Source organism: Prosthecodimorpha hirschii (assembly GCF_001305515.1).
Lineage (GTDB): Bacteria > Pseudomonadota > Alphaproteobacteria > Rhizobiales > Ancalomicrobiaceae > Prosthecodimorpha > Prosthecodimorpha hirschii.
In genome coordinates this window covers 4,051,387-4,077,498 of the sequence record NZ_LJYW01000001.1, presented here as the reverse complement: position 1 = coordinate 4,077,498, position 26,112 = coordinate 4,051,387, and the positions used below count along the sequence as shown (strand labels likewise).

Below are 26,112 nucleotides of genomic sequence, written 5' to 3'. Positions count from 1 at the left end.
CGACCAGATCAGCGGCGCGTCAGCGCTCGATGTCCTTCTTCCACCGCGTCAGGATCGCGTCGCGGTTGCGGGCCGAGGCCTCGAAGTCCATCTTGAACAGGATCGGCGCGACATTGGCCGGCAGGCCGGCTTTCTGTGCCTCTTCCGAGACCTTGCCGCCCGGGATGGTCACGATGCCCTTGTAGGCCGAGTAGAGTTCGACCGCCTGGGTCGAGACCGACCAGTCGAGGAACTTCTTGGCATCGGCCTTGTTCTTCGCCGTCTTGACGAGACCGTTCGCCTCCAGCTCGTAGCCGGCGCCTTCGGACGGAATGACCATCTTGATCGGGAAGCCTTCGGCGATCGACTTGATGGCGACGAATTCGTAGGAGAGGCCGATGGCGAACTCGCCGGCGCGGGCCGAGCGGCAGGGCTTGGAGCCGGACTTGATGTACTGATTGATGTTGGCGTCCAGGTCCTTCAGGTATTTCCAGCCCTTCTCCTCGCCGAGACCCTGCAGCAGCGCGACGATCTGCAGATAGCCGGTGCCCGAGGAGGCGGGGTTCGGCATCACGACTTCGCCCTTGTAGACGGGCTTCAGCAGATCCTGCCAGCTGGTCGGCATCGGCAGGTTCTTGGCCTTCAGAACTTCGGTGTTGACGCAGAAGGCGGCCATGTAGCCGGTGGTCGCGACCCAGCGGTCCTGGGCGTCGCGGAACTTGGCGTCGAGCTTGTCGGCGTCCTTCGGCTTGTAGGCTTCGAGCGAATTGAGGATGCGCGGGTCGACCATGTTGGTGACCGCAAAGCCCCAGATCACGTCGTGCTTCGGGTTCTCCGCCTCGGCGACGATGCGCGCCGCCAGGTCGCCGGTCGACAGGCGCAGCACGTTGACCTTCACGTCCGGATTGGCCTTGTTGAAGCCCTGGACGTAGGCCTTGATCTCATCCTCCTCATAGGCGGTGTAGACGGTGATCTCGCCGGCCCGCGCAAGGCCGGTCGTTACCAGGATCGCGACGCCAAGGGTCGCGAGGCTTTTGATCGGGCTCACCATAATCACACTCCCCTACCTTCAGTTGGCCGGCCCCGGTCGAGCGGCCCCGCCATGGTCGGTCGGCCGCCTCTCGTTCCGTCCGGCGGCGGCGCTCCCACGCCTGAAGCCTATCCGGTCGTCCGACCCCCAATGGCCAGCCTGCGTCCCGACTGTCACAAAATCGTCGTGAAAAGTAAATTTCAGAATCGCGCCGCAAAGCGTGTTTCGGACGAGATGTTTCGCCCGCCCGTGGGGCGAAAGCCGGCCGGTTCGGATATTTTCGTTTGGTTTCGCATGCTTGACAGCGGCCGCGCGCCGCCGTCTCCTGCCGCAAAAGCACCAGGGAGCGCGCCCCCATGTTCCTGCCGTCGCCGCGTCAGACCCAGATCCTCGCGCTCGCCCGGCAGATCGGCAGGGTTTCGGTCGACGATCTGGCCGAGCGCTACACCGTCACGCCGCAGACCATCCGCAAGGATCTGAACGAACTCTGCGACCGCGGCCTGCTGACCCGCACCCATGGCGGCGCCATTCTCTCGTCGGGCGTCGAGAACGTCGCCTACGAGGCGCGTCGGCAGCTCGCCAATGCGGAGAAACGCGCGATCGGCCAGCGCGCCGCGGCGCTGATCCCGAACGAAGCCTCGCTGTTCATGAATATCGGCACGACCACCGAGGAGGTCGCCCGCGCGCTGGTCGGCCGTGAGGGCCTGCTGGTCATCACCAACAACATTCACGTCGTCTCGATCCTGCTGCCGAGCCCGCGGGTCGAGGTGATCGTCGCCGGCGGCCTGGTCCGGCGCACCGACGGCGGCATCGTCGGCGAGGCGACCATCGATCTGGTCAGCCAGTTCCTGGTCGACTATGCGATCATCGGCGCCTCGGCGATCGGCGAGGACGGATCTCTGCTCGACTTCGACTATCGCGAGGTGCGCGTCTCGCAGAAGATCATCGAGAATGCGCGCCACGTCATCCTGGTCGCCGATTCCATGAAATTCACCCGCTCGGCGCCGGTCCGCATCGGTCACATCTCGCAGGTCGACGTATTCGTCACCGACCGGCGCCCGTCCGATGCGCTGATGGACATCTGCCGGCGCGACGACGTGACCGTCGAGGTCGCCGCCTCCGAGACCGACGGACGCGACGAGGCCTAGCCCCCGCCAAGCCTTCGAAAGGCGCGATCGCACCCGGCCTGCGCCACGCGTTCGAAAGCCGCGCTAGCACCGGGCCGGCGCCACACGTTCGAAAGCCGCGATCGCACCAGGCCGGCGCCACGCGTTCGAAAGGCGCGACATCCCCTCGCCCGCCCCCGGGGGCCGATGGTCGCGACCGCTGCTCTCCCGTGCCCCCCGCTCGACGGAACAGCCGCTTTCGGAGCGGATCGGGCGGATCGACGATTCGCAGGCACCGATGCGAGGCGTCACGTTCGATTTTTTCGTTTGACTTTCGTTTTTGCTTCGAACAGCATCCTCCCGAAAGCGGCGGGCTCGACCGCGCCGTGCGAGGGTCCCCGTTGTGGCGACCCCGGGAGGGAATGGAAATGGGAGTGGCGGAGCGAAGCTACGACCTCGCGGTCGTGGGCGGCGGCGTGAACGGTTGCGGCATCGCGCGGGACGCGGCCGGCCGGGGGCTGACCGTTCTTCTCGCCGAACAGGGCGACCTGGCCAGCGCGACCTCGTCGGCCTCGACCAAGCTCGTCCATGGCGGCCTGCGCTATCTCGAATATTACGAATTCCGGCTGGTCCGCGAGGCGCTGATCGAGCGCGAGGTGCTGTTGCGCGCCGCGCCGCATTTCATCTGGCCGCTGCGCTTTGTGCTGCCCCACCACAGCGGCCTGCGGCCGCGCTGGATGATCCGCCTCGGCCTGTTCCTCTACGACCATCTCGGCGGCCGCAAGATCCTGCCCGGCACGCGAGCGGTCGACCTGCGGACCGATCCGATCGGCAAGCCGCTCCGGCCCGAATTCCGGTTCGGCTTCGAATATTCGGACTGCTGGGTCGAGGACGCCCGCCTCGTCGTGATGAATGCCCGCGACGCCGCCGATCGCGGGGTCGACATCCGCACCCGCACCCGCGTCGTCTCCGCCCGCCGCGAGGACGGCCTGTGGCGCGTCCGCCTGGAGGACCGCCGCACCGGCGCGATCTCGGAGATCCGCGCCCGGGCCCTTGTCAACGCCGCCGGCCCGTGGGTGTCGGAATTCCTCGGCGGCGCGCTCGGCCGCAACGACCCGGACCGCGTCCGCATGGTCAAGGGCAGCCATATCGTGGTGCCGCGGCTCTACGACCACGACCGCTGCTACATCTTCCAGAATGCCGACGGCCGCATCTGCTTCACGATCCCCTACGAGCAGGATTTCACGCTGATCGGCACGACCGACCTCGACTATCGCGGCAATCCCGGCGAGGCGGCGATCGACGCCTCCGAGATCGCCTATCTGTGCGAGGCGGTCAGCGCCTATTTCGTCAAGCCGGTCAAGCCCGCCGACGTGGTCTGGACCTATTCGGGCGTGCGCCCGCTCTATGACGACGGCGCCTCCAAGGCCCAGGAGGCGACGCGCGACTATGTCCTGAAGCTCGAGGGCGGCGACGGCCAGGCGCCGCTGATCAACGTCTTCGGCGGCAAGATCACCACGGCGCGCAAGCTCGCCGAAGCCGCGCTCGAGAAGCTCGCCCCCTTCTTTCCGACCATGGGCGCGCCCTGGACCGATACGGGTCACCTGCCCGGCGGCGGCATCCCGGTCGCCGCGGTGCCGGCGGCGATCGCCGAGATCCGGACGCGCCATCCCTATCTGAGCGAGCGGCACGCGGCGCGGCTGTTCCGATACTACGGCACCAAGGCGCTCGCCATGCTCGGCGACGCGCGCAGCCTGTCCGACCTCGGCCGCCTGTTCGGCGCCGACCTGACCGCCCGCGAGGTCGATCACCTGATGCGGACCGAATGGGCCGAGACCGCCGAGGACATCCTCTGGCGCCGCTCCAAGCTCGGCCTGCGCTTCAAACCTGACGAGGTCGCCGCCTTGGACTCCTATATGGCCGCCCGCCGCGGCGATGTCGCAACCGGCGCGGTGCTGGCCGCCCAGGGAGGCCGGTCGTGACGCTTCGCCTCGAAAACGTGTCGCGCGTGGTCGGCGCCGAGACCCACATCCACCCGACCACGCTGACGCTGGAAAAGGGCACCATCAACCTGCTGCTCGGCCCGACGCTGTCGGGCAAGACCAGCCTGATGCGCCTGATGGCCGGGCTCGACCGGCCGACCGCCGGCCGCATCACCATGGACGGCGTCGACGTGACCGGCCTGCCCGTGCGCGAGCGCAATGTCGCGATGGTCTACCAGCAGTTCATCAACTATCCGTCCATGACGGTCTACGAGAACATCGCCTCGCCGCTGCGCGTGAAGGGCGCTCCGAAGGCCGAAATCCACCGCAAGGTCATGGAAGCGGCGGCACTGCTGCGGCTCGAATCGCAGCTCGACAAGACGCCGCTGCAACTGTCCGGCGGCCAGCAGCAGCGCACCGCGATCGCCCGCGCCATCGTCAAGGGCGCCGGCCTGGTCCTGCTCGACGAGCCGCTCGCCAATCTCGACTACAAGCTGCGCGAGGAATTGCGCGTGGAACTGCCGCGCATCTTCGACAAGACCGGCGCGATCTTCGTCTATGCGACCACCGAGCCGACCGAGGCGCTGCTGCTCGGCGGCAATACGGCGACCCTGCGCGAAGGCCGCATCACCCAGTTCGGCCCGACGGTCGATGTCTACCGCCGGCCGGATGACCGGGCGACGGCCGAGATCTTCTCCGACCCGCCGATGAACTTCGCCCGCATGGCGATCCGCGGCGGGCAGATGTCGCTCGGCCAGGTCCTGAACAGGCCGGCCACCGGGCCGCTCGCGGCGCTCGCCGAAGGCGACTACTGGCTCGGCTTCCGGCCGCACCACGTCACGCTCGGCGCCGAAAGCCCGCATGCCATCCGGGTCTCCGCCACGGTGGCGGTGACCGAGATCACCGGTTCGGAGAGCTTCATCCATGTCGATGTCGGGGCGGAACGCTGGATCGCACTGGTGCCGGGCGTCGTCGAATACCTGCCGGAGACCGTGATCGACATCCATCTCGACCCGGACCGGTTCTTCGTCTTCGGCACGGACGGGCGCCTCGCGGCCGCCCCGACCGGCGCGGCGGCGGCCTGAGGGAGACCAGCATGGCCAGGATCGAACTCAACCGCCTCGCCCATTCCTACAAGGCGCATCCGTCGAAGCCGTCGGATTTCGCCCTGAAGGAGATGACCCATACCTGGGAGCATGGCGGCGCCTATGCGCTGCTCGGCCCGTCCGGCTGCGGCAAGACCACGCTTCTCAACATCATTTCCGGCCTGGTCACGCCGAGCCAGGGCGCGGTCCTGTTCGACGGCCGCGACGTGACGCGGCTGCCGACCGAGAAGCGCAACATCGCCCAGGTGTTCCAGTTTCCGGTCATCTACGACACCATGACGGTGGCGCAGAACCTCGCCTTCCCGCTCAAGAACCGCGGCGTCGACCGCGCCACCATCGACCGGCGCATCGCCGAGGTGTCGCGCATGCTCGGCCTCGAACGCGAGATGAACCGGCCGGCGCGCGGCCTGACCGCCGACATGAAGCAGAAGATCTCGCTCGGGCGCGGCCTGGTGCGCGCCGATGTCGGCGCCATCCTGTTCGACGAGCCGCTGACCGTGATCGATCCGCACATGAAATGGCTTCTTCGGGCGCAGTTGAAGCGCGTCCACGAGGAATCCGACGTGACCATGATCTACGTCACCCACGACCAGACCGAGGCGCTGACCTTCGCCGACAAGGTCGTGGTCATGTATGACGGCGAGGTCGTCCAGCTCGGCACGCCGCAGGAACTGTTCGAGCGGCCGGAACACACCTTCGTCGGCTACTTCATCGGCTCGCCCGGCATGAACGTGCTGCCGGCGCGCATCGAGGGCGACCGCGCCCATGTCGGCGCCGCCGCGATCCCGCTCGGCGCCGGCTACGCGCCGCTCGGCGCCGCCGTGAAATCCGAAATCGGCATCCGTCCGGAATTCCTGCGGCTCGCCGCCGGCACGGACGGTTTCTCCGTCGCGCTGAAGCGGGTCGAGGATATCGGCCGGCACAAGATCCTGCGCTGCGAACTGGACGGCCGGCCGCTGGCCGCGATCGCGCCGGAGGCCGCCGAGATCCCCGCCGACGGGATCCGGCTCAGCGCCGACCCGGCCCATGTCCATGTCTATGCCGACGGCCATCGCGTGCCGGCCGCCGGGAGGGCCTGAGCCATGGACAAGCCCCTTTACCACCGCGCCTGGTTCCTGGTCCTGCCGGCCTTCCTGCTGGTCGTCTTCAACGCCGTCGTGCCGATGATGACGGTCGTCAACTATTCGGTGCAGGATACCTTCGGCAACAATCAGTTCTTCTGGAACGGCATCGGCTGGTACCAGGAACTGCTCGATCCCTCGACCGAGCTCGGCGGGCGCTTCTACGACAGCCTCGGCCGCAACCTGCTGTTCTCGGCCATCATTCTGGCGATCGAGGTGCCGCTCGGCGTGCTCGTGGCACTGTCCATGCCGCGCGCCGGCTGGCGCGTCGCCGCTTGCCTGGTGCTGATGGCGCTGCCGCTCCTGGTGCCGTGGAACGTGGTCGGCACGATCTGGCAGATCTTCGCCCGCGAGGATATCGGCCTGTTCGGCTACTTCGTGAACCACATCCTCGGCATCACCTACAACTACACCTCCGGCGTCTTCTCGGCCTGGTTCACCATCGTGGTGATGGATGTCTGGCACTGGACCAGCCTGATCGCGCTGCTCTCCTATGCCGGCCTGAAGTCGATCCCGGACGCCTACTACCAGGCCGCCGCCATCGACGGCGCGTCGCGCTGGGCCGTGTTCACCACGATCCAGCTGCCGAAGCTGCGCCGCGTGCTGCTGATCGGCGTGCTGCTGCGCTTCATGGACAGCTTCATGATCTACACCGAGCCCTTCGTGGTCACCGGCGGCGGTCCGGGCAACTCGACCACCATCCTGTCGATCGACCTGGTCAAGATCGCGCTCGGCCAGTTCGACCTCGGCAAGGCCGCCGCCATGTCGATCGTCTACAACCTGATCATCCTCGCCGTCTGCTGGGTCTTCTATACCGTGATGACCCAGGTCGACGCCCAACGGCCGAAGGAGGGCTGATCGTCATGCGGCTCCGCAGCCTGATCCTGACCCTCTATCTCGTCTTTCTGACGCTGCCGATCTACTGGCTCATGAACATGAGCTTCAAGAACAATTCCGAGATCACCAACCAGGGCCTGACGCTCTATCCGCGCGAATTCACGCTGAAGAACTACATCAACATCTTCACCGACCCGGCCTGGTACATGGGCTATGTCGACAGCCTGATCTATGTCGCGCTGAACACCCTGATCTCGATCTCGGTCGCGCTGCCGGCCGCCTATGCCTTCTCGCGCTACCGCTTCCTCGGCGACAAGCACCTGTTCTTCTGGTTCCTGACCAACCGGATGGCGCCGCCGGCGGTGTTCGCCCTGCCCTTCTTCAATCTCTATTCGGCGGTCGGCCTGTTCGACACCCATTGGGCCGTCGCACTCGCCCACACCATCTTCAACGTGCCGCTGGCCATCTGGATCCTGGAGGGCTTCATGTCCGGCGTGCCGCGCGAGATCGACGAGACCGCCTTCATCGACGGCTACTCGTTCCCGCGCTTCTTCGTGAAGATCTTCGTGCCCCTGATCGCCAGCGGCATCGGGGTGGCGGCCTTCTTCTGCTTCATGTTCTCGTGGGTCGAGCTGCTGCTCGCCCGCACGCTGACCAACAACATGCCGATCTCGTCGATCATGACCCGCACGGCCTCCTCGGCCGGCATGGACTGGGGCCAGCTGGCGGCCGCCGGCGTGCTGACGCTGGTGCCGGGTGCGCTCGTGATCTGGTTCGTGCGCAACTACATCGCCAAGGGCTTCGCCCTGGGGAGGGTGTGATGGAGAGCCTCGCCTGGATGGCCTGGACGCCGGCGACGCTGATCTTCTACGGCCTGATCGCGCTCGCCCTCGGCACGCTGACCGTGATGGCGATCCGCCATCCCGAGGTCGAGCGCGTCGGCATCCTGCGGATTCCGACCACGCGCGGCGACCGCTTCTTCATCGCCCTGCTCGGCTCGGCCTTCATCCATCTGATCTTCCTGCCCCTGTTCGGCGCCGACACGATCGCGACGCTGCCGGTCGGCGAAGGTCTCGAAGTCTCGCGGCTGTGGCTGGCGAGCGGCATTTCCCTTCTCTACGCCGCAGCGGTGTTCCGCTGGGTGTGAGGGGTTCTGCGACGGAGGGCCGGCGTGCGGGCCCGACCGTCGACACGGGAGGCGCACGCAAATTCGGGAGGAATCAATGTCCGCAACCAAGAAGACGTTCGGTCTGGCCGGGCTGATGCTCGCGCTGGCCTCGACGACCGCCCTCGCCGGCATGGACGAGGCGAAGAAGTGGGTCGACAGCGAGTTCCAGCCTTCGACGCTTTCCAAGGAAGCGCAGATGAAGGAGATGGAATGGTTCGTCAACGCCGCCAAACCCTTCGTCGGCATGGAGATCAACGTCGTCTCCGAGACGATCACCACCCACGAGTATGAATCCAAGACCCTCGCCAAGGCCTTCACCGAGATCACCGGGATCAAGCTCAAGCACGACCTGATCCAGGAAGGCGACGTGGTCGAGAAGATCCAGACCCAGATGCAGTCGGGCAAGAATGTCTACGACGGCTGGATCAACGACTCCGACCTGATCGGCACGCATTTCCGCTACAAGCAGGCCATCGCCCTGTCCGACTGGATGACCGGCGAAGGCAAGGACGTGACCCTGCCGACGCTGGACGTGAACGACTTCATCGGCAAGTCCTTCACGACGGCGCCGGACGGCAAGCTCTACCAGCTGCCCGACCAGCAGTTCGCCAACCTCTACTGGTTCCGCTACGACTGGTTCACCAATCCGGAGTACAAGGCGAAGTTCAAGGCCAAGTACGGCTACGAGCTGGGCGTTCCGGTCAACTGGTCGGCCTACGAGGACATCGCCGAGTTCTTCACCAACGACATCAAGGAGATCGGCGGCGTCAAGGTCTATGGCCACATGGACTACGGCAAGAAGGACCCGTCGCTCGGCTGGCGCTTCACCGACGCCTGGCTGTCGATGGCCGGCAACGGCGACAAGGGCATCCCGAACGGCCTGCCGGTCGACGAATGGGGCGTGCGCATGGAGGGCTGCCGCCCGGTCGGCTCCTCGGTCGAGCGCGGCGGCGACACGAACGGCCCGGCGGCCGTCTACTCGATCGTCAAATACCTGGAATGGCTGAAGAAGTATGCCCCGCCGCAGGCGCAGGGCATGACCTTCGGCGAAGCCGGTCCGGTCCCGGCCCAGGGCAACATCGCCCAGCAGATCTTCTGGTACACCGCCTTCACGGCCGACATGGTCAAGCCCGGGCCGGTCGTCAATGCCGACGGCTCGCCGAAGTGGCGCATGGCGCCGTCGCCGAAGGGCGCCTACTGGAAGGACGGCATGAAGCTCGGCTACCAGGACGCCGGGTCCTGGACCCTGCTCAAGTCGACCCCGGTCGACCGGCGCAAGGCCGCCTGGCTCTATGCCCAGTTCATCAACTCCAAGACCACCTCGCTGAAGAAGAGCCATGTCGGCCTGACCTTCACCCGCGAGAGCGACATCTGGGACAAGTCCTTCACCGAGCGGGCGCCGAAGCTCGGCGGCCTGATCGAGTTCTACCGCTCGCCGGCGCGCGTGCAGTGGACCCCGACGGGCAACAACATCCCGGACTATCCGAAGATGGCCCAGCTCTGGTGGCAGAATATCGGTGACGCCTCCTCGGGCGCCAAGACCGCGCAGGCGGCCATGGACAGCCTCGCGGCGGCCCAGGACTCCGTGCTCGAGCGCCTGGAGAAGTCCGGCGTGCAGGGCGAATGCGGTCCGAAGCTGAACAAGAAGGAGACCGCCGAGTTCTGGTTCGCCAAGTCGGCCAAGGACGGCAACATCGCCCCCCAGCGCAAGCTCGCCAACGAGAAGCCGAAGGGCGAGACCGTCGACTACGACACCCTGATCAAGTCCTGGCCGGCGACCCCGCCGAAGAAGAGCTGATCGGACACTTCGGGCACCGTCCGGTGCCCTGACGCAACGAAGGGTGCGGGGGAGGGTCGCAAGGCCCTCCCCCGTTCCGCGACCGCTTCGCCACGGGTCCGCCGTCGGGTTGCCCCGACCGGCCGGGCGGTGCGAAGTGATGACCGAGACAGAGCCACGGCGCGGCAGCCGACTGAACCCGGGGGGAACCGCATGACCTTCATCCTCGCGATCGACCAGGGCACGACCTCGACGCGGTCGATCCTGTTTCGCGGCGACCTGACCATCGCGGCGGTCGCCCAGGAGGAGTTTCCGCAGCACTATCCGGCCTCCGGCTGGGTCGAGCACGACCCGGAGGACCTCTGGCGCACGACCGTGACCACCATGCGCGCCGCGCTCGCCAAGGCCGGCGCCGCGGCCGCCGACGTGGCCTCGATCGGCATCACCAACCAGCGCGAGACGACCGTGGTCTGGGACCGGGCGACCGGCGCGGCGATCCACCGGGCGATCGTCTGGCAGGACCGGCGCACGGCCGAGACCTGCGCGCGGCTGAAGGCCGCCGGCCACGAACCGGCCGTCGCGGCCAAGACCGGGCTGCTGCTCGATCCCTATTTCTCCGGCACCAAGGTCGCCTGGATCCTCGATCACGTCCCCGGCGCGCGGGCGCGGGCCGAGCGCGGCGAACTGGCCTTCGGCACGGTCGACTGCTTCCTGCTCTGGCGGCTGACCGGCGGCCGGGTCCATGCCACCGACGCCACCAATGCCTCGCGCACGCTCCTCTACGACATCCATCGCGGCGCCTGGGACGAGGATCTGTGCCGGCTGATCGGCGTGCCGATGGCCATGCTGCCGGAGGTGCGCGATTCCGCCGCTGCCTTCGGGACGACCATCTCGGACCTGATCGACGGCCCGGTCGCGATCTCGGGCATCGCCGGCGACCAGCAGGCCGCGACCGTCGGCCAGGCCTGCTTCCGACCGGGCATGATGAAGTCGACCTACGGCACCGGCTGCTTCGCGCTCCTCAACACCGGCGCGACGCCGGTCACGTCGAAGAACCGGCTCCTGACCACCATCGCCTACCAGCTCGGCGGCAAGCGCACCTATGCTCTCGAAGGTGCCATCTTCATCGCCGGCGCGGCCGTGCAGTGGCTGCGCGACGGGCTGAAGGTGATCGGTTCGGCCGAGGAGAGCGGCGCGCTCGCCGCCACCGCCGATCCGGGGCAGGACGTGATCCTGGTGCCGGCCTTCGTCGGCCTCGGCGCACCCTATTGGGATGCCGACTGCCGCGGCGCGCTCTACGGGCTGACGCGCGGCACCTCCGCGCGCGAACTGGCACGCGCGGCGCTCGAAAGCGTCGGCTACCAGACGCGAGACCTGGTCGAGGCGATGCGCGGCGACTGGGCCGGCGATGCCGACACGGTGCTGCGGGTCGACGGCGGCATGGTCGCCTCGGACTGGACCATGCAGTTCCTGTCCGACATCCTCGACGCGCCGGTCGACCGGCCGAAGGTCCTGGAGACGACCGCGCTCGGCGCCGCCTATCTGGCCGGACTGCAGGCCGGCGTGCTGCCCGAACCGGCCGTCTTCGCCGAGAGCTGGGCGCTCGACCGGCGCTTCCGCCCGGCCATGGACGGCGAGACGCGCACCCGCAAGGTCGCGCTCTGGCAGGATGCCGTCGCCCGCACGCTGACCCGGCGCAGCTGACGGCGACGGTCCGGGCCGCCCGGCCATCGGGCCGCCCGACGCGCGGGAGCCGCCCCGAAGGGGGCGGCGTCGCGACGGCGCTGGTGCTGGAGGAAGAGGGACGCGGTCGTTTGGGGCCTTGTTCCCTGGGGAACTGAAGGACGGCGCGGCACGGGGCAGGATCGGGACATCAACGGCGAACGTGCCGTCCCGAACCGGAAAGGACCCCGACCATGCGCATCCTCCTCCTCGCCACCGCCACCCTCGCCCTCGCCACCACCGCCCTGCCGGCTTCGGCCGGCTGGTCCGGCCAGCAGAACCACAAGAGCTGGAAGGGCGGCCACCAGCGCAGCTTCAGCCACCAGGGTGGCTACGGCCACCAGTATCGCGGCTTCCAGCGGCACGACTACGGCTATCGCAACGATCGCGGCGCCTATCGCTACAGCTACGGCTACAATGACGGCAGCAGCTATCGCCCCGCCTATGGCTACGGCTATCGCCCGAGCACCGGCTATGGCTACGGCACCAACGGCGCCACCGTGATCATCGTCCAGCCGCCGGCCGAGACCGCCGGCGAGAAGGACAAGGCTCCGACGCTGGGCGGTATCGTTCCCGGCAATCCGCCGCCCGCCAGCCTCACGACCGGCATCCCGGCGCCGATAGGCATCCCGGCGCCGACCGGCACCGCCGGCAAGGCGCCCGGCAAGGCCGCGGTGGTCGGGACGGGTGCCGTGGTCGGCACCGGCGCGGTGGTGACCGGCGTCCTGCTCGGCGCCAAGCCCCCGGTCGCCGCCCCGACCGTCGGCAAGGCGCCGCCCGCCCCGGTTGTCGGCGTCCCGGCCGCGGTCCCGGCCCCCGAGGCCGTCAAGGCTCCGGTCGCCGAAGCCGAGGTCGAGGAGCTGGACGAGGCGGAGACCTGCCCGGCGCCGGAGGCCCAGGCCTCGGCCACCCCCGCCGGCACCCCGCCCGCAGCGGCAGCCGCCACCGCCGGCAAGGGTCCGGAGGCCGCCAAGGCCTGCCCCTGAACGACCCGACCAGTCCTCCCGAAGGTCTGCCCGAACGTCCCCACCGCCCTGCCCGGCCGGAGCCTCGCGCTCCGGCCGGTCGCCGGCGTTGCCGGACCGGCCACGGACCGGAACCGGCTCCGAAGCGCGGGCCGCCTCGACGGCGGAGGTCCTCCGGGACCGCAGGAGCCGAGATGCGTCGGGAAGGGCGGCGGACGGCCTGCCCGGTGAATCAAGTCCGACCGGTTGGCGGCTCCGTTGCGGCAGGATGAAGCCGCTGGCGGAAGGCAACGCCCCCAACGCGCCCGATCGGCGCGACGATCGATCCGAAAAATCCGCCGGTTCCCCAGGGAACAGCGTGACCGCCCGGGCTCCGGCAGCATGGCGACAGTCGGGATCGAGAGTGATCCTGGACGCAAAACCCAGACCGCTGACGGAGACATCCCATGAAGACCATCCTCGCTTCCCTGCTCGGCGCCGCCCTCCTCGCCACCACGGTGGCCGCCCCGGCGTCCGCCGGCTTCAAGTCCGGGCCGCGTGGCTTCCACGGCCACAAGTTCGTTTCCCACGGCCACCGGGTCGCCTTCTTCGGCCATGGCCACGGCTGCTTCATCAAGAAGGTCAAGATCTTCGACCACCATGGCGGCTTCCGCTGGACCTTCGTCCGTACCTGCGGGTGACCCCTCGGGCAGCCCCTGCCCGCCCAAGCCCGCCCCCACTCGGAACCCCCGGCCGCCCGCCGGGGGTTTCGGCGTTTGGACACCGACGGGATGGCGCACTGATGCGAAGGCCCCTGCGGCCGCCTGCCGACCCGACGCGCGGTCAGCCCCCTCGTACCAAGCCGACAACATCAGGCTCCCCACTTCTGTCATGGCCGGGCTCGTCCCGGCCATCCATCGCCCCGGGCTTGGCGGCCCCCCGTGGATGCCAGGGAGAAGCCCTGGCATGACAGACCCGAAACCACGTCGCAGGCTGAGGTCTTGCCTGCCGAACCGACGCGGTCGGCCCCCACGTACCAAGCCGACAACACCAGGCTCCCCACTTCTGTCCTGGCCGGGCTCTTCCCGGCCATCCATCGTGCCGGACTGGCGGCTCCCGTGGATGCCAGGGACAAGCCCTGGCATGACAGACCCGACTCGGAGTCGCGGGCTACGATTTTGCGGTCCCCACAGCGCCCCGGTGTTCATCCGCGGCGCCCCACACGCCCACCGGTCGCCCCGTCGCCCGCCTCCGGTCCGGCCGAGGCGATCCGAGGCGCGCCGCCGCACGAAAACAGATTTCGGGCCGGCCGGATCGGAATTTCGGGCCTGTTCCCCGGGGAACAGCGGTCGGCCGGGCGCTCCGGCAAGGTGGTGACAGTCGGGATCGAGAGTGATCCCCGACCCAACCTCGAAGCAAACGGAGATCAGCCATGAAGACCATGCTCACCACCCTCCTCGGCGCCACCCTCGCCCTCGGTCTCGCCGCCGCCCCGGCCTCCGCCGGCAAGGTCAAGGTCGTCGTCGGCGGCCACCATCACGGCCATGTCGTGTTCAAGGGACACGGCTACGGCTATGGCCACGGCTACGGATACGGCTACGGTCATGGCTACGGCTACGACAACTGCTACGCCAAGAAGGTGAAGACCTATGACGGCTATGGCGGCTGGGAGTGGCGCTGGGTGAAGACCTGCTACTGAGCCTTCCGGGCCCGTCCCGGCCCGGCAAGCCCCCGAAGCCCCGCCCCTCCGGCACCCGTCCAGCAAGCCCCCGGCCAGAAGCCGGGGGCTTCGCCGTTTCGGTCGGGGGTGCCGGGCCGCCCGGCCGCGCGGCCTTTGCACTTGCAATCCGCCGGAGCATCTGGCAAGACGGCGATATCGCAATATCTGTCGCATTGTGCAATTTATTGCATTGCGATAGTCCTTCCGGCGCGCATGCCCCTCACACTACGCTGGGGGCACTCCCCCAGTGCGGAGCCCGTCATGGCCAGTCGCATCATCTCGGTCGACGTTTTCGATTTCGTCGCCTTCGGCGGCACCGGCGACCTCGTCAGGCGCAAGCTCCTGCCCGCGCTGTTCCAGCGCGACCGCGACCACCAGATCGAGGGGCCGACCCGGATCATCGGCGTCGCCCGTGCGGACATGACCCGCAACGACTACCGAAACTTCGCCCGCGACGCGATCATCGATCATGTCGACGCCGAGGACCGCGACCAGGCCACGCTGGACCGCTTCATCGACCGGCTCGACTACGTCCGCGTCGATGCCGTCGGGGAGGAAGGCTGGGGCCGGCTGAAGGCGCTGCTCGAACCCGAACCGGACCGCATCCGCGTCTACTATCTCGCCACCGGCCCCGACCTCTTCGGCGGCATCTGCCGGCGGCTCGGCGAGGCCGGCCTCGTCTCACCGCAGTCGCGGGTTGTCGTCGAGAAGCCGGTCGGCAAGGACCTCAAGTCGGCCCAGCGCGTCAACGATGCGGTCGGCGCGGTCTTCGACGAGAAGCGCATCTTCCGGATCGACCACTACCTCGGCAAGGAGACGGTGCAGAACCTGATGGCGCTGCGCTTCGCCAACGCGCTGTTCGAGCCGATCTGGAACTCGGCCCATATCGACCATGTCCAGATCACGGTCGCCGAGACGCTCGGCGTCGAGGGCCGCGGCGGCTACTACGACACCGCCGGCGCGCTGCGCGACATGGTCCAGAACCACATCCTCCAGCTCCTCTGCCTGGTCGCCATGGAGCCGCCGGCGGCCCTCGACGCGGATTCGGTGCGCGACGAGAAGCTCAAGGTGCTGAAGGCGCTGCGGCCGATCGTCGACGGCGCGGTCGCGACCCATACGGTGCGCGGCCAGTACGATGCCGGCGCCTCCGCGCTCGGCCCGGTCGCCGCCTACGCGGACGAGATTCAGAATGCCGCCAGCCAGACCGAGACCTTCGTGGCCCTGAAGGCCGAGGTCAACAACTGGCGCTGGTCGGGCACGCCATTCTACCTGCGCACCGGCAAGCGGCTCGCCGCGCGCTGCTCGGAGATCCTGGTCTCCTTCAAGGCCATCCCGCATTCGATCTTCGACGCCGGCGCCGGCACCATCGCGCGCAACGAACTGGTCATCCGCCTGCAGCCGCAGGAGGGCATCCGCCTGCATCTGATGATCAAGGATCCGGGTCCCGGCGGCATGCGCCTGCGCCGGGTGCCGCTCGACATGACCTTCGCGGAGGCCTTCGGGGCGCGCAACCCGGACGCCTACGAGCGCCTGGTGCTCGACGTGGTGCGCGGCAACCAGACCCTGTTCATGCGCCGTGACGAGGTCGAGGCGGCGTGGAGCTGGATCGACCCGATCCTGGACGGCTGGCGCCATGCCCAGGACCGGCCCAAGCTCTACCGCTCGGGCACCTGGGGTCCGTCCGCCTCGATCGCCCTGATCGAGCGCGACGGCCGGACCTGGCACGAGGATGCCGCCTGAAGTCGAGCCAGCCGCCCGGGCCTTGCCGGCCCGGGCCGTGATGCCGATGTCACGTCCAGTGCGGACGCCGCCGACATCGATCCGCCCGCTTGTGGTTCGATCGATCCGACATTGGCGGGACGCGAATGTTGGATCGATCGAACCACCAGGAGCCAGCCATGACCGTCCATGCCCGGATCGGCGAAGTCACCGAACGGATCGCCGAGCGCAGCCGCGACAGCCGCGCCCGCTATCTCGACCGCATCCGCGCCGCCGCCGCCAAGGCCCCGGTGCGCAAGGCGCTCGGCTGCGCCAATCTCGCCCATGGCTTCGCCGCCTGCGGTACCGGCGACAAGGCGACGCTGATGACCGGCGACGCCCCCAATATCGGCATCGTCACCGCCTATAACGACATGCTGTCGGCGCATCAGCCCTACGAGGGCTATCCGGAGCTGATCCGGCGCGCGGCCCGCGAGGCCGGCGCGGTCGCCCAGGTCGCCGGCGGTGTGCCGGCCATGTGCGACGGCGTCACCCAGGGCGAGGCCGGCATGGAACTCTCGCTGTTCTCGCGCGACGTGATCGCGCTGTCGACCGGCATCGCGCTGTCGCACCAGATGTTCGACGGCGCGCTCTATCTCGGCATCTGCGACAAGATCGTGCCCGGCCTGGTCATCGGCGCGCTGTCGTTCGGCCACCTGCCCGGCATCTTCGTGCCCGCCGGTCCGATGCCCTCGGGAATCTCCAATGAGGAGAAGGCGCGCACCCGCCAGCTCTATGCCGAGGGCAAGGTCGGCCGCGCCGAGCTTTTGGACTCCGAGGCGAAGTCCTATCACGCACCGGGCACCTGCACCTTCTACGGCACGGCCAACTCCAACCAGATGCTGATGGAGCTGATGGGCCTGCATGTGCCGGGCGCCACCTTCGTCAATCCGAACACGCCGCTGCGCGAGGCCCTGACCGTCACCGCCGTCCGGCGCGTGCTGGAGATCACCGCCGCCGGCAACGCCTTCACGCCGATCGGCGAGGTGCTCGACGAGCGCGCCTTCGTCAACGGCGTGGTCGGCCTGCACGCCACCGGCGGCTCGACCAACCACACCCTGCATCTGGTCGCCATGGCGCGCGCCGCCGGCCTCGTGCTGACCTGGGAGGATTTCGCCGATCTGGCCGAGGTCGTGCCGCTGGTCGCCCGGGTCTATCCGAACGGCTCGGCCGACGTGAACCACTTCCGCGCCGCCGGCGGGCTGCAGTTCCTGATCCGCGAATTCCTCGCCGCCGGCTACCTGCATCGCGACGTGCGTACCGTCTGGGGCACCGGGCTCGACGGCTACACCGTCGCGCCGGCACTCGATGCCGACGGCCGGGTCGGCTTCGCCGAGAGCCCGGCGGCCTCCGCCAACGAGGCCGTCCTGCGGCCCGCCGCAAACCCGTTCCAGCCGACCGGCGGCCTGACCGTGCTCGGCGGCAATCTCGGCCGCGGCGTGATCAAGACCTCCGCGGTCAAGTCGGACCGGCACGTCATCGAAGCGCCGGCGCGCGTGTTCCACAGCCAGGATGAGCTGCAGCAGGCCTTCAAGGCCGGCACGCTCGACGGCGACGTGATCGCGGTGGTGCGCTTCCAGGGCCCGAAGGCCAACGGCATGCCGGAGCTGCACAAGCTGACGCCGCCGCTCGGCGTGCTGCAGGATCGCGGCCACCGCGTCGCCCTGGTCACCGACGGGCGCATGTCGGGCGCCTCCGGCAAGGTGCCGGCCGCCATCCACGTCACCCCCGAGGCCGCCGAGGGTGGCCCGATCGCCCGCATCCGCGACGGCGACCGCATCCGGCTCGATGCCACGGCCGGCACCCTGGAGGTGCTGATCGAGCCGGCCGAATGGGCCGCACGCGTGCCGGCGACCGCCGATCTCGCCGCCAACCAGAGCGGGGTCGGCCGCGATCTCTTCGGCCATTTCCGCGCCATGGTCGGCCCGGCGGACCAGGGCGCCTCGGCGCTCTGACCGGCCGGCGGCGCCTTCGGGTCCGGGCGGCCCGGACGCCGCGGACCCGGCCGCCGGGACGGCCGGGCCTGCCGCGATCGGACGTCCGCGCTCCATCGGGTAGCAGACCAGGGTCAGACGCAAGCGACCCGCGACGCGGTGGACGCATCCGAAGAGACGGCGTAGGGTTCGGCCGCGCGGGCTGCGGACGGCAGCCCGAACCGGCGCGCCGACGGCGCTTCCGCCATCCGAAAATGGACCGAACCCGGATCATCGCCTTGCAACGCGCGTTCCCTTGCGGTCATCTCGGCCTCCTCATCATGACAGTCTGATCCGCCCGAACGGTATGGCCCCACCCAACGCAACCCTCGCTCCGCTCTCGATCGGCACATTCCCGCGCTCGAAGAAACTCGTGGCGCTGCTATCGGAAAGCCTGGAACGCGAAATCCGAGAAGGCCGGCTGAAGCCCGGCGACCGCCTGCCGACGGAAGCCGCCCTGTCGGCTGCGGCCGGCGTCAGCCGCACCGTGGTGCGCGAGGCGGTGGCGGCCCTGAAGGCGGCCGGGCTGGTCGAGACGCGCCAGGGCGCCGGCGCCTTCGTGCTGCAGGCCCGCACCCGCTTCGCCGACCTCGGTCCGATCGAGCGGGCGACCGTCGACGAGATCGTCTGGATCCTGGAACTGCGCCTCGCCGTCGAGGTGGAGGCCGCCGCCCTCGCGTCGAGCCGGCGCACCGACGCGGATCTGGCGGCGATCGACCGCTCGATCGCGGAACTGGGCCGGGCCCGGACCGAGGCGACCGACAATGTCGCCCCCGATCTCGCCTTCCACCGCGCCATCGCGGCGGCGACGCAGAATCCCTATTTCGGCCGGTTCCTCGACCAGCTCGGCGATCTCGCCGTGCCGCGGCGCCGGCTGCCGGCCTCGAACCTGGCACCCGACTATCTCGACATGGTCGAGCGGGAGCACCAGGCGATCCGCGACGCCATCGCGGCGGGCGACCCGGATGCCGCCGCCGCCCATATGCGCCGACACCTGGCCGGATCGCGCGCCCGCTACGCGGCCCTGGCGTCCTGACGCCCGCAGGAGGATCGCCGATGCCCGAGTTCCGCCGCCTCGTCGACAGCCGCTGCGAGCTCGGCGAGGGTCCGCTCTGGGACGATCGCACCGGCCTGTTCCGCTGGCTCGACATCGAAGGCCGCGCCCTGCACGAGGCCGCGCCGGACGGATCGCGGTACCGGGCCCGCCCCATGCCGGACCGCCCCTGCTCGATGGGGCTGTGCGAAAGCGGCCGGCTCGTCATCGCGCTGCCGAAGCGCGTCGTCCTCTTCGACCTGGAGACCGGGACGATCGAGCCCCTTGCCGATCTGGAACCGGACCTGCCGACGACCCGCCTCAACGACGGCAAGGTCGGCCCCGACGGCGCCTTCTGGGTCGGCTCGATGGACGAGCGGCCGGAGCGGGCCCCGATCGGCAGCCTCTACCGGATCGGCGCCGACGGGCGGGTCGACCGCATGATCGCCGGGCTCCGGGTCTCGAACGGCCTCGCCTGGTCGGCCGACGGGCGCACGCTCTATCTGGCCGATTCCCGCGGCCCCTGGATCGACCGGATCGCCTTCGATCCCGCGACCGGCAGTCTCGGCGAGCGGGTGCGCATGGCGACGCTCGACGATGCGACGGGACGCCCGGACGGCGGCGCGACGGATCTCGACGGCAACTATTGGAGCGCCGGGGTGACCGCCGGCCGGCTCAACCGCTTCGATCGCGACGGCCGCCTCGCCGAGAGTTTCGACCTGCCGGTCGCCGCCCCGACCATGCCATGCTTCGGCGGCCCGGAGCGCGACCTGATCCTCGTCACCAGCCTGTCCGCCTCGGTCGCGCCCGATCGCCTTGCCGGCAAGCCCTGGACCGGCAGCCCGATCCTGTTCAGCCCCGGCGCGCGCGGCGTCCCGGTCGGCCGCTTCGCCGATCGAAACTAGTCGGGCGGCGCCGATCCGATGGCGACCGGCGCGGCGGCGGCCCGACGGCGGCGCGGCATCGCCGTCCCGGACCGCTCGCCCCGCATCGGCCTAGGAACCACAAGCCTCTGATTTCGCAACGAATTGCGCCCCGCCGCCGCTGCGTCGTCACGCCTTGCGGGCCGGCGCGGCGGTGCTGGACAAGCCTCATCGGCAAAGTTATATGATAACCTGACCAATTGAACGAAGCCGGATCGGAACCGGCTCGGCATCGATGCGCCCGCCTGGGCGAGGGAGGATACATCATGGCCTTGAAATCCGCATTCCTGGCGCTCGGTCTTGCCGCCGCCACCCTGTTCGCCGCAGCCCCGCCCGCCGCCGCGCAGATCACCCTGCGCTCGGCCGACATCCATCCGGACGGCTACCCGACGGTCGAAGCCGTCATCTATATGGGCAAGCTGGTCGAGGAGCGGACCAAGGGCCGGGTCAAGGTCAAGGTGTTCAACAATCGCCAGCTCGGCGAGGAGAAGGACACCATCGAGCAGACCCGGTTCGGCGTCATCGACATGAACCGGATCAACACCGCGCCGTTCAACAACCTGGTCCCGGCGACCCAGGTGCTCGGCCTGCCCTTCCTGTTCCGCTCGGTCGAGCACATGCACAAGGTCGTCGACGGCCCGATCGGCGACGAGATCCTGAAGGAATTCGAGCCGCACGGCCTGGTCGCGCTGGCCTTCTACGATTCCGGCGCGCGCTCCTTCTACACGACCAAGAAGCAGATCAAGTCGCTGGAAGACGTGAAGGGCCTCAAGATCCGCGTGCAGCAGTCCGATCTCTGGATCGCGCTGATGCAGGCGATGGGCGCCAACGCCACGCCGATGCCGTTCGGCGAGCTCTACTCGGCGCTGCAGACCGGCGTCGTCGACGGCGCCGAGAACAACTGGCCGTCCTACGAGTCCTCGCGCCATTTCGAAGTCTCGAAGTTCTACACCATCACCGAGCACTCCCTGACGCCGGAAGTGCTGGTCATGGCCAAGAAGAGCTTCGACAAGCTGACGCCGGAAGATCAGAAGATCGTCCGCGCCGCCGCCAAGGAATCGGTCGCCGAGATGCGCCGGCTCTGGGTCGCCCGCGAGAAGGCCTCGGAGGCCAAGGTGCGCGAGGCCGGCGCGGTCGTCGCCACCGTCGACAAGGCGCCGTTCATCGCCGCGATGAAGCCGGTCTACGACAAGTTCGTCACCGATGCGAAGATGAAGGACCTGGTCGCCCGCATCCAGGCCACCCCGTAAGACCATCGCGCGGCCGCTCCCCGGGGCCCCGCGCGACCCCGGTCCCGTCCTGCTCGTCCCGGACCGCCGGCCCGCCGCCGGCGGTCCTCTGTCGTGCCGCCTCCATGCGCCTTCCGCGAGGTCCCTCCATGCCCGCGCTCATCCGCAGTCTCGGCCGCCTCAACGGCCTGCTCGCCGCCCTCTGCCTCGCCCTCTCCGCCCTCGGCATGATCGGCATGACCTTCGTGGTCGGCTGGCAGGTCTTCGCCCGCTACGTGCTCAACGACACGCCGAGCTGGGCCGAACCGATGACGCTCCAGCTGATGGGCTGGTTCATCATCCTCGGCGCCGCCGTGGGCGTGCGTGAGAACTTCCATCTCGGCCTCGATCTGGTCCAGCACGTCGCGCCGGCCGCGGTCGGCAAGGTGCTCGACGCGATCACCTTCGTGCTGGTGATCCTGTTCGGGTTGGCCATGTCCTGGTACTCGCTCGATCTCGCCATCGGCACCTGGGCGGCGCGCCTGCCGGTGCTCGGCATCCCGGGCGGCTGGGACTACATGCCCCAGGTGATCGGCGGCGTGGTGATCGCCCTGTTCGCCCTGGAACGGCTCCTCGAACGCCTCGCCGGCATCGAGCACGAAGGCATCGCCGTGCAGGAGCTCGCCTGATGGAACTCTGGATCCTGTTCGGAACCTTTACGGTGCTGATGTTCATCGGCACCCCGATCGCCTTCTGCCTCGGCCTGTCGGCCCTGGCGACCGCGCTCTATATGGACCTGCCGCCGCTGATCGTGTTCCAGCAGATCAATACCGGCATGAACGCCTTCTCGATGATGGCGATCCCGTTCTTCATCTTCGCCGGCGACCTGATGATCCGCGGCGGCATCGCCGAGAAGCTGATCCATTTCGCCGCGAGCCTGGTCGGCCACCTGCGCGGCGGCCTCGGCCAGGTCAACGTCGTCTCCGCGACCCTGTTCGGCGGCATCTCCGGATCGGCGGTCGCCGATGCCTCCGCGATCGGCGGGCTGATGATCCCGCAGATGGCCGCGCGCGGCTACGACCGCGACTATGCGGTCAACGTCACCGTCAATGCGGCGATCATCGCGCTCCTGATCCCGCCCTCGCACAACATGATCATCTATTCGATCGCCGCCGGCGGAAACCTGTCGGTGGCCGATCTGTTCACGGCCGGCATCCTGCCCGGCCTGCTGCTCGCCGCCGCCCTGATGGTCACCGCCTGGTGGGTCGCGCGCCGGCGCGGCTATCCGGCCGATCCGTTCCCGGGCTGGCGCATGGTCGGCTGGCGCCTGCTCGTCGCCTCGCCCGGCATCCTGCTGATCTTCATCATCTTCGGTGGCGTCCGCTCGGGCATCTTCACGGCGACGGAAAGCTCCTGCATCGCCGTCATCTACGCCTTCCTGATCGCGCTGTTCGTCTATCGCCAGCTCGATCTCGCCGGTTTCCGGGAGGCGACCTACGGGGCGGTGCGCACCACCGCGATGGTGCTCCTGGTGATCGGCACCGCGCAGGCCTTCGGCTGGCTGATGGCGCTCCTTCAGGTGCCGGCGGCGACCGTCAAGCTCCTGGAGAGCATCACCACCAACCCGACCCTGATCCTGCTCCTGGTCAACGTCGCGCTCCTGTTCCTCGGCACCTTCATGGACATGGCGCCGATGATCATCATCCTGACGCCGGTCCTGTTGCCGGTGGTGATGAAGTTCGGCGTCGACCCGGTCCATTTCGGCGTCATCCTGATCCTCAATGCCGGGATCGGGCTCAACACGCCGCCGGTCGGCTCGGTGCTGTTCGTCGGCTGCGCGGTCGGCAAGATCACCATCCGCGAGGCGATGCGCACGATCTGGCCCTTCTTCGGCGCCTCGATCGCGGTCCTGCTGCTGGTCACCTACATCCCGGGCCTGAGCCTCTGGCTGCCGGCGCTGTTCCGGTAGCGACCCGGGATCCCCCCGCCGAAGGCGGCCGTCACGCCGCCTTCGGGTGCCGCTGGCGCTCGTAGAGGAAGCGCATGACGGCGCCGCGGGCGCGCAGATATTCCGGATTCTCGGTCAGTTCGAGCCGCCGGCGCGGGCGCGGCAGGGCGACCTCGCAGATTTCGCCGATGCGCGCCGACGGGCCGTTGGTCATCATGACGATCCGGTCGGACAGCAGCACGGCCTCGTCGACATCGTGGGTGATGATGATCACCGTGTTGCCGAGCTTGGCCTGGATGTCCATCAGCGTGTCCTGCAGCGTCGCCCGGGTGAGCGCGTCGAGCGCGCCGAAGGGCTCGTCCATCAGCAGCACCTTCGGCTCCATGGCCAGCGCCCGGGCGATGCCGACGCGCTGCTTCATGCCGCCGGAAATCTCGTGCGGCCGCTTGTCGAGCGCATGGCCCATGCCGACCAGTTCGAGATTGTGCACCGTCCAGTCGTGGCGCTGGCGGCGGTCCATGCGCGCCGACAGGACCTTGTCGACCGCCAGCTTGACGTTGCCGTAGACGGACAGCCAGGGCAGCAGCGAATGGTTCTGGAACACCACCGCCCTATCCGGACCCGGGCTGTCGATCTCCTTGCCGTCGAGCAGCAGGACGCCGGAGGTGTTGCGCGTCAGGCCGGCCACGATGTTGAGCAGCGTGGACTTGCCGCAGCCGGAATGGCCGATGATCGAGATGACCTCGCCGCGGGCGACCTTCAGGTTCACGTCGACCAGCGCCGTGAAGCTGCCCTTGGCCGTGTCGAACACCATGCCGACATTGTCGATCTGCAGATAGGGACGGTTCATGGCCGCTCTCCTTCAGAAGATGCCCGGTTTCAGAAGGTACCCGGTCCGCCGATCAGGCGGCCGGCCCAGGTGATGACGCGGTCGAGCAGCAGGCCGACCAGGCCGATATAGATGAGCGCCAGAATGATTTCGCTGATCAGCGAGGAGTTCCAGCTGTCCCACAGGAAGAAGCCGATGCCGACGCCGCCGACCAGCATTTCGGCCGCCACGATCGCCAGCCAGGACAGGCCGATGCCGATCTTGAGGCCGGTGAAGATGTAGGGAACGGTTGCCGGCAGGGTGATCTTGAAGAAGAATTCGAGCGGGTTCAGCCGAAGAACGCGCGCCACGTTGCGGTAGTCCTGCGGGATGTTGCGGATGCCGACCGCCGTGTTGAGCATCACCGGCCAGACCGCCGTCACGGCGATGACGAAGATCGCCGCCGGCTGGCTCTCCCGGAAGGCGGCCAGAGCGATCGGCAGCCAGGCGAGCGGCGGCACGGTGCGCAGCACCTGGAAGATCGGATCGAGGCCGCGATAGGCGAGCGACGACGACCCGATCAGCACGCCGAGCAGGACACCGGCGAGGCTGGCGATCGAGAAGCCGACCGCGACCCGCTTCAGGCTTTCGAAGATGTGCAGCGCCAGACCCTTGTCGAGGCCGCCGCGGTCGAAGAACGGATGGGCGATCAGTTCCCAGGTGTCCGCCACCACCTTGGACGGCGGCGGCAGCGAGGCCCCCTTGCCCGAGAAGGCGAGTTCCCAGATCGCCAGCAGCACGGCGAGCGAGATCAGCGGCGGCACGATCACGCGCGCCACGTCGAGGGCGCGGCGCTTCAGGCCGGCGAGCAGCACGGCGGTCGCCGGCAGTTTGAGCATGCCGGTCGTCTGCGGCATCGGTTCGGCTTCGACGGACATTTCGGGTTCCTTCATGGCGAGAGGCGGACCCGCCGAACCGGGTCGCGCCCGGCGCGGCGGCTCCGGCCCGGCATCAGCCGACCAGCTTCTTGATCTTGAGCGCGTCGAGATAGGCCGACGGGTTGGCCGGATCGAACTTCACGCCGTCGAAGAAGGTCTCCACGCCGCGCGAGGCCGAGGTCGGGATGTCGGCGGCGGCGACGCCGATCGCCTTGGCGGCCTCGCGCCACAGATCCTCACGGTTGACCTTGGCGACCAGCGCCTTGGTGTCGGTCGTCGCCGGCAGGTAGCCCCAGCGGATATCCTCGGTCAGGAACCACAGTTCATGGCTCTGATAGGGATAGGAGGCGAAATCACGCCAGTATTTCTGCATCAGATCCTTGTTCTCGAAGGAGCGGACGCCGAGGTCGAACTTGCCTTTCGAGCGGTCGAGAATGTCGTCGACCGGAACCTTGAACCATTCCCGCTTGGCCAGGATGGCGCACATCTCATCCTTGTTGCCGTCCTTGTCGCACCATTGCGCCGCCTCGAGCACCGCGGCGAGCAGCGCGGCGGTCGCCTTCGGATACTTGTCGACAAACTCGGCACGCAGCGCGAAGGACTTCTCGGGATGGTTCTTCCACAATTCGCCGGTGGTGATGGCGCAGTAGCCGACATTCTGGTTCACGGTCTGCAGCGGCCAGGGTTCGCCGACGCAGTAGGCCTCCATGTTGCCGACCTTGGCATTGGCGACCATCTGCGGCGGCGGCACCACGATGGTTTGGCAATCCTTGTCCGGATCGACGCCGCCGGCGGCAAGCCAGTAGCGGATCCAGCAGTCATGGGTCCCACCCGGGAAGGTCATCGCGACCTTCGGATCCTTGCCGCCGGCCTTCATGGCCGCGAAGCGCTCCTTCAGGGCCGAGGTATCGAGGCCGATCTTCAGATCCTTGTGCGCATTGGCCAGCATGATGCCCTGGCCCTGGGTATTGAGCCGGCTCAGGATCGCCATCGGCACGCCGCCGGGCGTCTTGGTGATCTTGCCGGCGGTC

23 protein-coding genes are annotated in these 26,112 nt (G+C 68.6%); 19 read left to right on the top strand and 4 right to left on the bottom strand.

The window, feature by feature from the left end:
• Nucleotides 1–19 precede the first annotated feature (19 nt).
• Nucleotides 20–1,030, bottom strand: a complete 1,011-nt coding sequence (locus ABB55_RS17890) for an extracellular solute-binding protein (RefSeq protein WP_054360011.1) — start codon at nucleotides 1,028–1,030, stop codon at nucleotides 20–22.
• 335 nt (nucleotides 1,031–1,365) lie between these two features.
• On the opposite strand from ABB55_RS17890, the gene ABB55_RS17885 reads away from it, so the two are divergent.
• The 19 genes from ABB55_RS17885 (at nucleotide 1,366) to ABB55_RS17795 (ending at nucleotide 23,356) form a co-directional block, all read left to right on the top strand.
• Nucleotides 1,366–2,157, top strand: coding sequence for a DeoR/GlpR family DNA-binding transcription regulator (locus ABB55_RS17885; RefSeq protein WP_054360010.1), 792 nt, complete (start codon nucleotides 1,366–1,368; stop codon nucleotides 2,155–2,157).
• 386 nt (nucleotides 2,158–2,543) lie between these two features.
• A complete protein-coding gene (gene glpD / locus ABB55_RS17880; RefSeq protein ID WP_054360009.1) occupies nucleotides 2,544–4,097 on the top strand; it encodes a glycerol-3-phosphate dehydrogenase in 1,554 nt (517 codons plus the stop codon).
• Nucleotides 4,094–5,182 carry an ABC transporter ATP-binding protein gene (locus tag ABB55_RS17875; RefSeq protein WP_054360008.1) on the top strand — a complete coding sequence of 363 codons (1,089 nt, stop codon included), beginning with the start codon at nucleotides 4,094–4,096 and terminating at the stop codon, nucleotides 5,180–5,182. Before glpD ends, ABB55_RS17875 begins: the two co-directional genes overlap by 4 nt.
• A gap of 11 nt (nucleotides 5,183–5,193) precedes the next feature.
• Nucleotides 5,194–6,282, top strand: coding sequence for an ABC transporter ATP-binding protein (locus ABB55_RS17870; protein ID WP_054360007.1), 1,089 nt, complete (start codon nucleotides 5,194–5,196; stop codon nucleotides 6,280–6,282).
• A gap of 3 nt (nucleotides 6,283–6,285) precedes the next feature.
• Nucleotides 6,286–7,182, top strand: a complete 897-nt coding sequence (locus ABB55_RS17865; RefSeq protein WP_054360006.1) for a carbohydrate ABC transporter permease — start codon at nucleotides 6,286–6,288, stop codon at nucleotides 7,180–7,182.
• Between the two features lie 5 nt (nucleotides 7,183–7,187).
• On the top strand, nucleotides 7,188–7,982 hold the full coding sequence (locus tag ABB55_RS17860) for a carbohydrate ABC transporter permease (RefSeq protein WP_054360005.1): 795 nt from the start codon (nucleotides 7,188–7,190) through the stop codon (nucleotides 7,980–7,982).
• Nucleotides 7,982–8,308, top strand: a complete 327-nt coding sequence (locus ABB55_RS17855; protein WP_054360004.1) for a DUF2160 domain-containing protein — start codon at nucleotides 7,982–7,984, stop codon at nucleotides 8,306–8,308. The genes ABB55_RS17860 and ABB55_RS17855 overlap by 1 nt, the downstream gene beginning before the upstream one ends.
• Before the next feature lie 115 nt (nucleotides 8,309–8,423).
• Nucleotides 8,424–10,127, top strand: a complete 1,704-nt coding sequence (locus ABB55_RS17850) for an ABC transporter substrate-binding protein (protein WP_244472181.1) — start codon at nucleotides 8,424–8,426, stop codon at nucleotides 10,125–10,127.
• A 192-nt stretch (nucleotides 10,128–10,319) separates the two neighbouring features.
• On the top strand, nucleotides 10,320–11,810 hold the full coding sequence (glpK, locus tag ABB55_RS17845) for a glycerol kinase GlpK (RefSeq protein WP_054360002.1): 1,491 nt from the start codon (nucleotides 10,320–10,322) through the stop codon (nucleotides 11,808–11,810).
• A 212-nt stretch (nucleotides 11,811–12,022) separates the two neighbouring features.
• Nucleotides 12,023–12,814: a hypothetical protein gene (locus ABB55_RS17840; RefSeq protein ID WP_054360001.1), complete on the top strand. Its 792-nt coding sequence runs from the start codon at nucleotides 12,023–12,025 to the stop codon at nucleotides 12,812–12,814.
• A 425-nt stretch (nucleotides 12,815–13,239) separates the two neighbouring features.
• Nucleotides 13,240–13,473 (top strand): hypothetical protein, encoded by a 234-nt coding sequence (locus tag ABB55_RS17835; RefSeq protein ID WP_054360000.1) that lies wholly within the window; start codon nucleotides 13,240–13,242, stop codon nucleotides 13,471–13,473.
• A 731-nt stretch (nucleotides 13,474–14,204) separates the two neighbouring features.
• Nucleotides 14,205–14,471, top strand: coding sequence for a hypothetical protein (locus tag ABB55_RS17830; RefSeq protein WP_054359999.1), 267 nt, complete (start codon nucleotides 14,205–14,207; stop codon nucleotides 14,469–14,471).
• Nucleotides 14,472–14,753: 282 nt separating this feature from the next.
• Nucleotides 14,754–16,232, top strand: coding sequence for a glucose-6-phosphate dehydrogenase (gene zwf, locus ABB55_RS17825; protein WP_054359998.1), 1,479 nt, complete (start codon nucleotides 14,754–14,756; stop codon nucleotides 16,230–16,232).
• A gap of 158 nt (nucleotides 16,233–16,390) precedes the next feature.
• Nucleotides 16,391–18,205 (top strand): phosphogluconate dehydratase, encoded by a 1,815-nt coding sequence (edd, locus tag ABB55_RS17820; protein WP_083463717.1) that lies wholly within the window; start codon nucleotides 16,391–16,393, stop codon nucleotides 18,203–18,205.
• Nucleotides 18,206–18,596: 391 nt separating this feature from the next.
• Nucleotides 18,597–19,259, top strand: a complete 663-nt coding sequence (locus tag ABB55_RS17815) for a FadR/GntR family transcriptional regulator (RefSeq protein ID WP_200912041.1) — start codon at nucleotides 18,597–18,599, stop codon at nucleotides 19,257–19,259.
• Between the two features lie 20 nt (nucleotides 19,260–19,279).
• Nucleotides 19,280–20,161 carry an SMP-30/gluconolactonase/LRE family protein gene (locus ABB55_RS17810; protein ID WP_054359995.1) on the top strand — a complete coding sequence of 294 codons (882 nt, stop codon included), beginning with the start codon at nucleotides 19,280–19,282 and terminating at the stop codon, nucleotides 20,159–20,161.
• A gap of 284 nt (nucleotides 20,162–20,445) precedes the next feature.
• The gene (locus ABB55_RS17805; protein WP_083463716.1) at nucleotides 20,446–21,429 is read left to right on the top strand and encodes a TRAP transporter substrate-binding protein; all 984 of its coding nucleotides are present in this window, start codon (nucleotides 20,446–20,448) and stop codon (nucleotides 21,427–21,429) included.
• A gap of 128 nt (nucleotides 21,430–21,557) precedes the next feature.
• Nucleotides 21,558–22,076, top strand: a complete 519-nt coding sequence (locus ABB55_RS17800) for a TRAP transporter small permease (RefSeq protein WP_054359994.1) — start codon at nucleotides 21,558–21,560, stop codon at nucleotides 22,074–22,076.
• Nucleotides 22,076–23,356: a TRAP transporter large permease gene (locus ABB55_RS17795; RefSeq protein ID WP_054359993.1), complete on the top strand. Its 1,281-nt coding sequence runs from the start codon at nucleotides 22,076–22,078 to the stop codon at nucleotides 23,354–23,356. The genes ABB55_RS17800 and ABB55_RS17795 overlap by 1 nt, the downstream gene beginning before the upstream one ends.
• Nucleotides 23,357–23,387: 31 nt before the next feature.
• On the opposite strand, the gene ABB55_RS17790 is transcribed toward ABB55_RS17795, so the two are convergent.
• The 3 genes from ABB55_RS17790 to ABB55_RS17780 all read right to left on the bottom strand — a co-directional run.
• On the bottom strand, nucleotides 23,388–24,185 hold the full coding sequence (locus ABB55_RS17790) for an ABC transporter ATP-binding protein (protein WP_083463715.1): 798 nt from the start codon (nucleotides 24,183–24,185) through the stop codon (nucleotides 23,388–23,390).
• A gap of 29 nt (nucleotides 24,186–24,214) precedes the next feature.
• Nucleotides 24,215–25,042: a nitrate ABC transporter permease gene (gene ntrB / locus ABB55_RS17785; protein WP_244472180.1), complete on the bottom strand. Its 828-nt coding sequence runs from the start codon at nucleotides 25,040–25,042 to the stop codon at nucleotides 24,215–24,217.
• A gap of 112 nt (nucleotides 25,043–25,154) precedes the next feature.
• Nucleotides 25,155–26,112: CmpA/NrtA family ABC transporter substrate-binding protein (locus tag ABB55_RS17780; RefSeq protein ID WP_200912040.1), on the bottom strand; the 958-nt coding region annotated here is incomplete at its 5' end.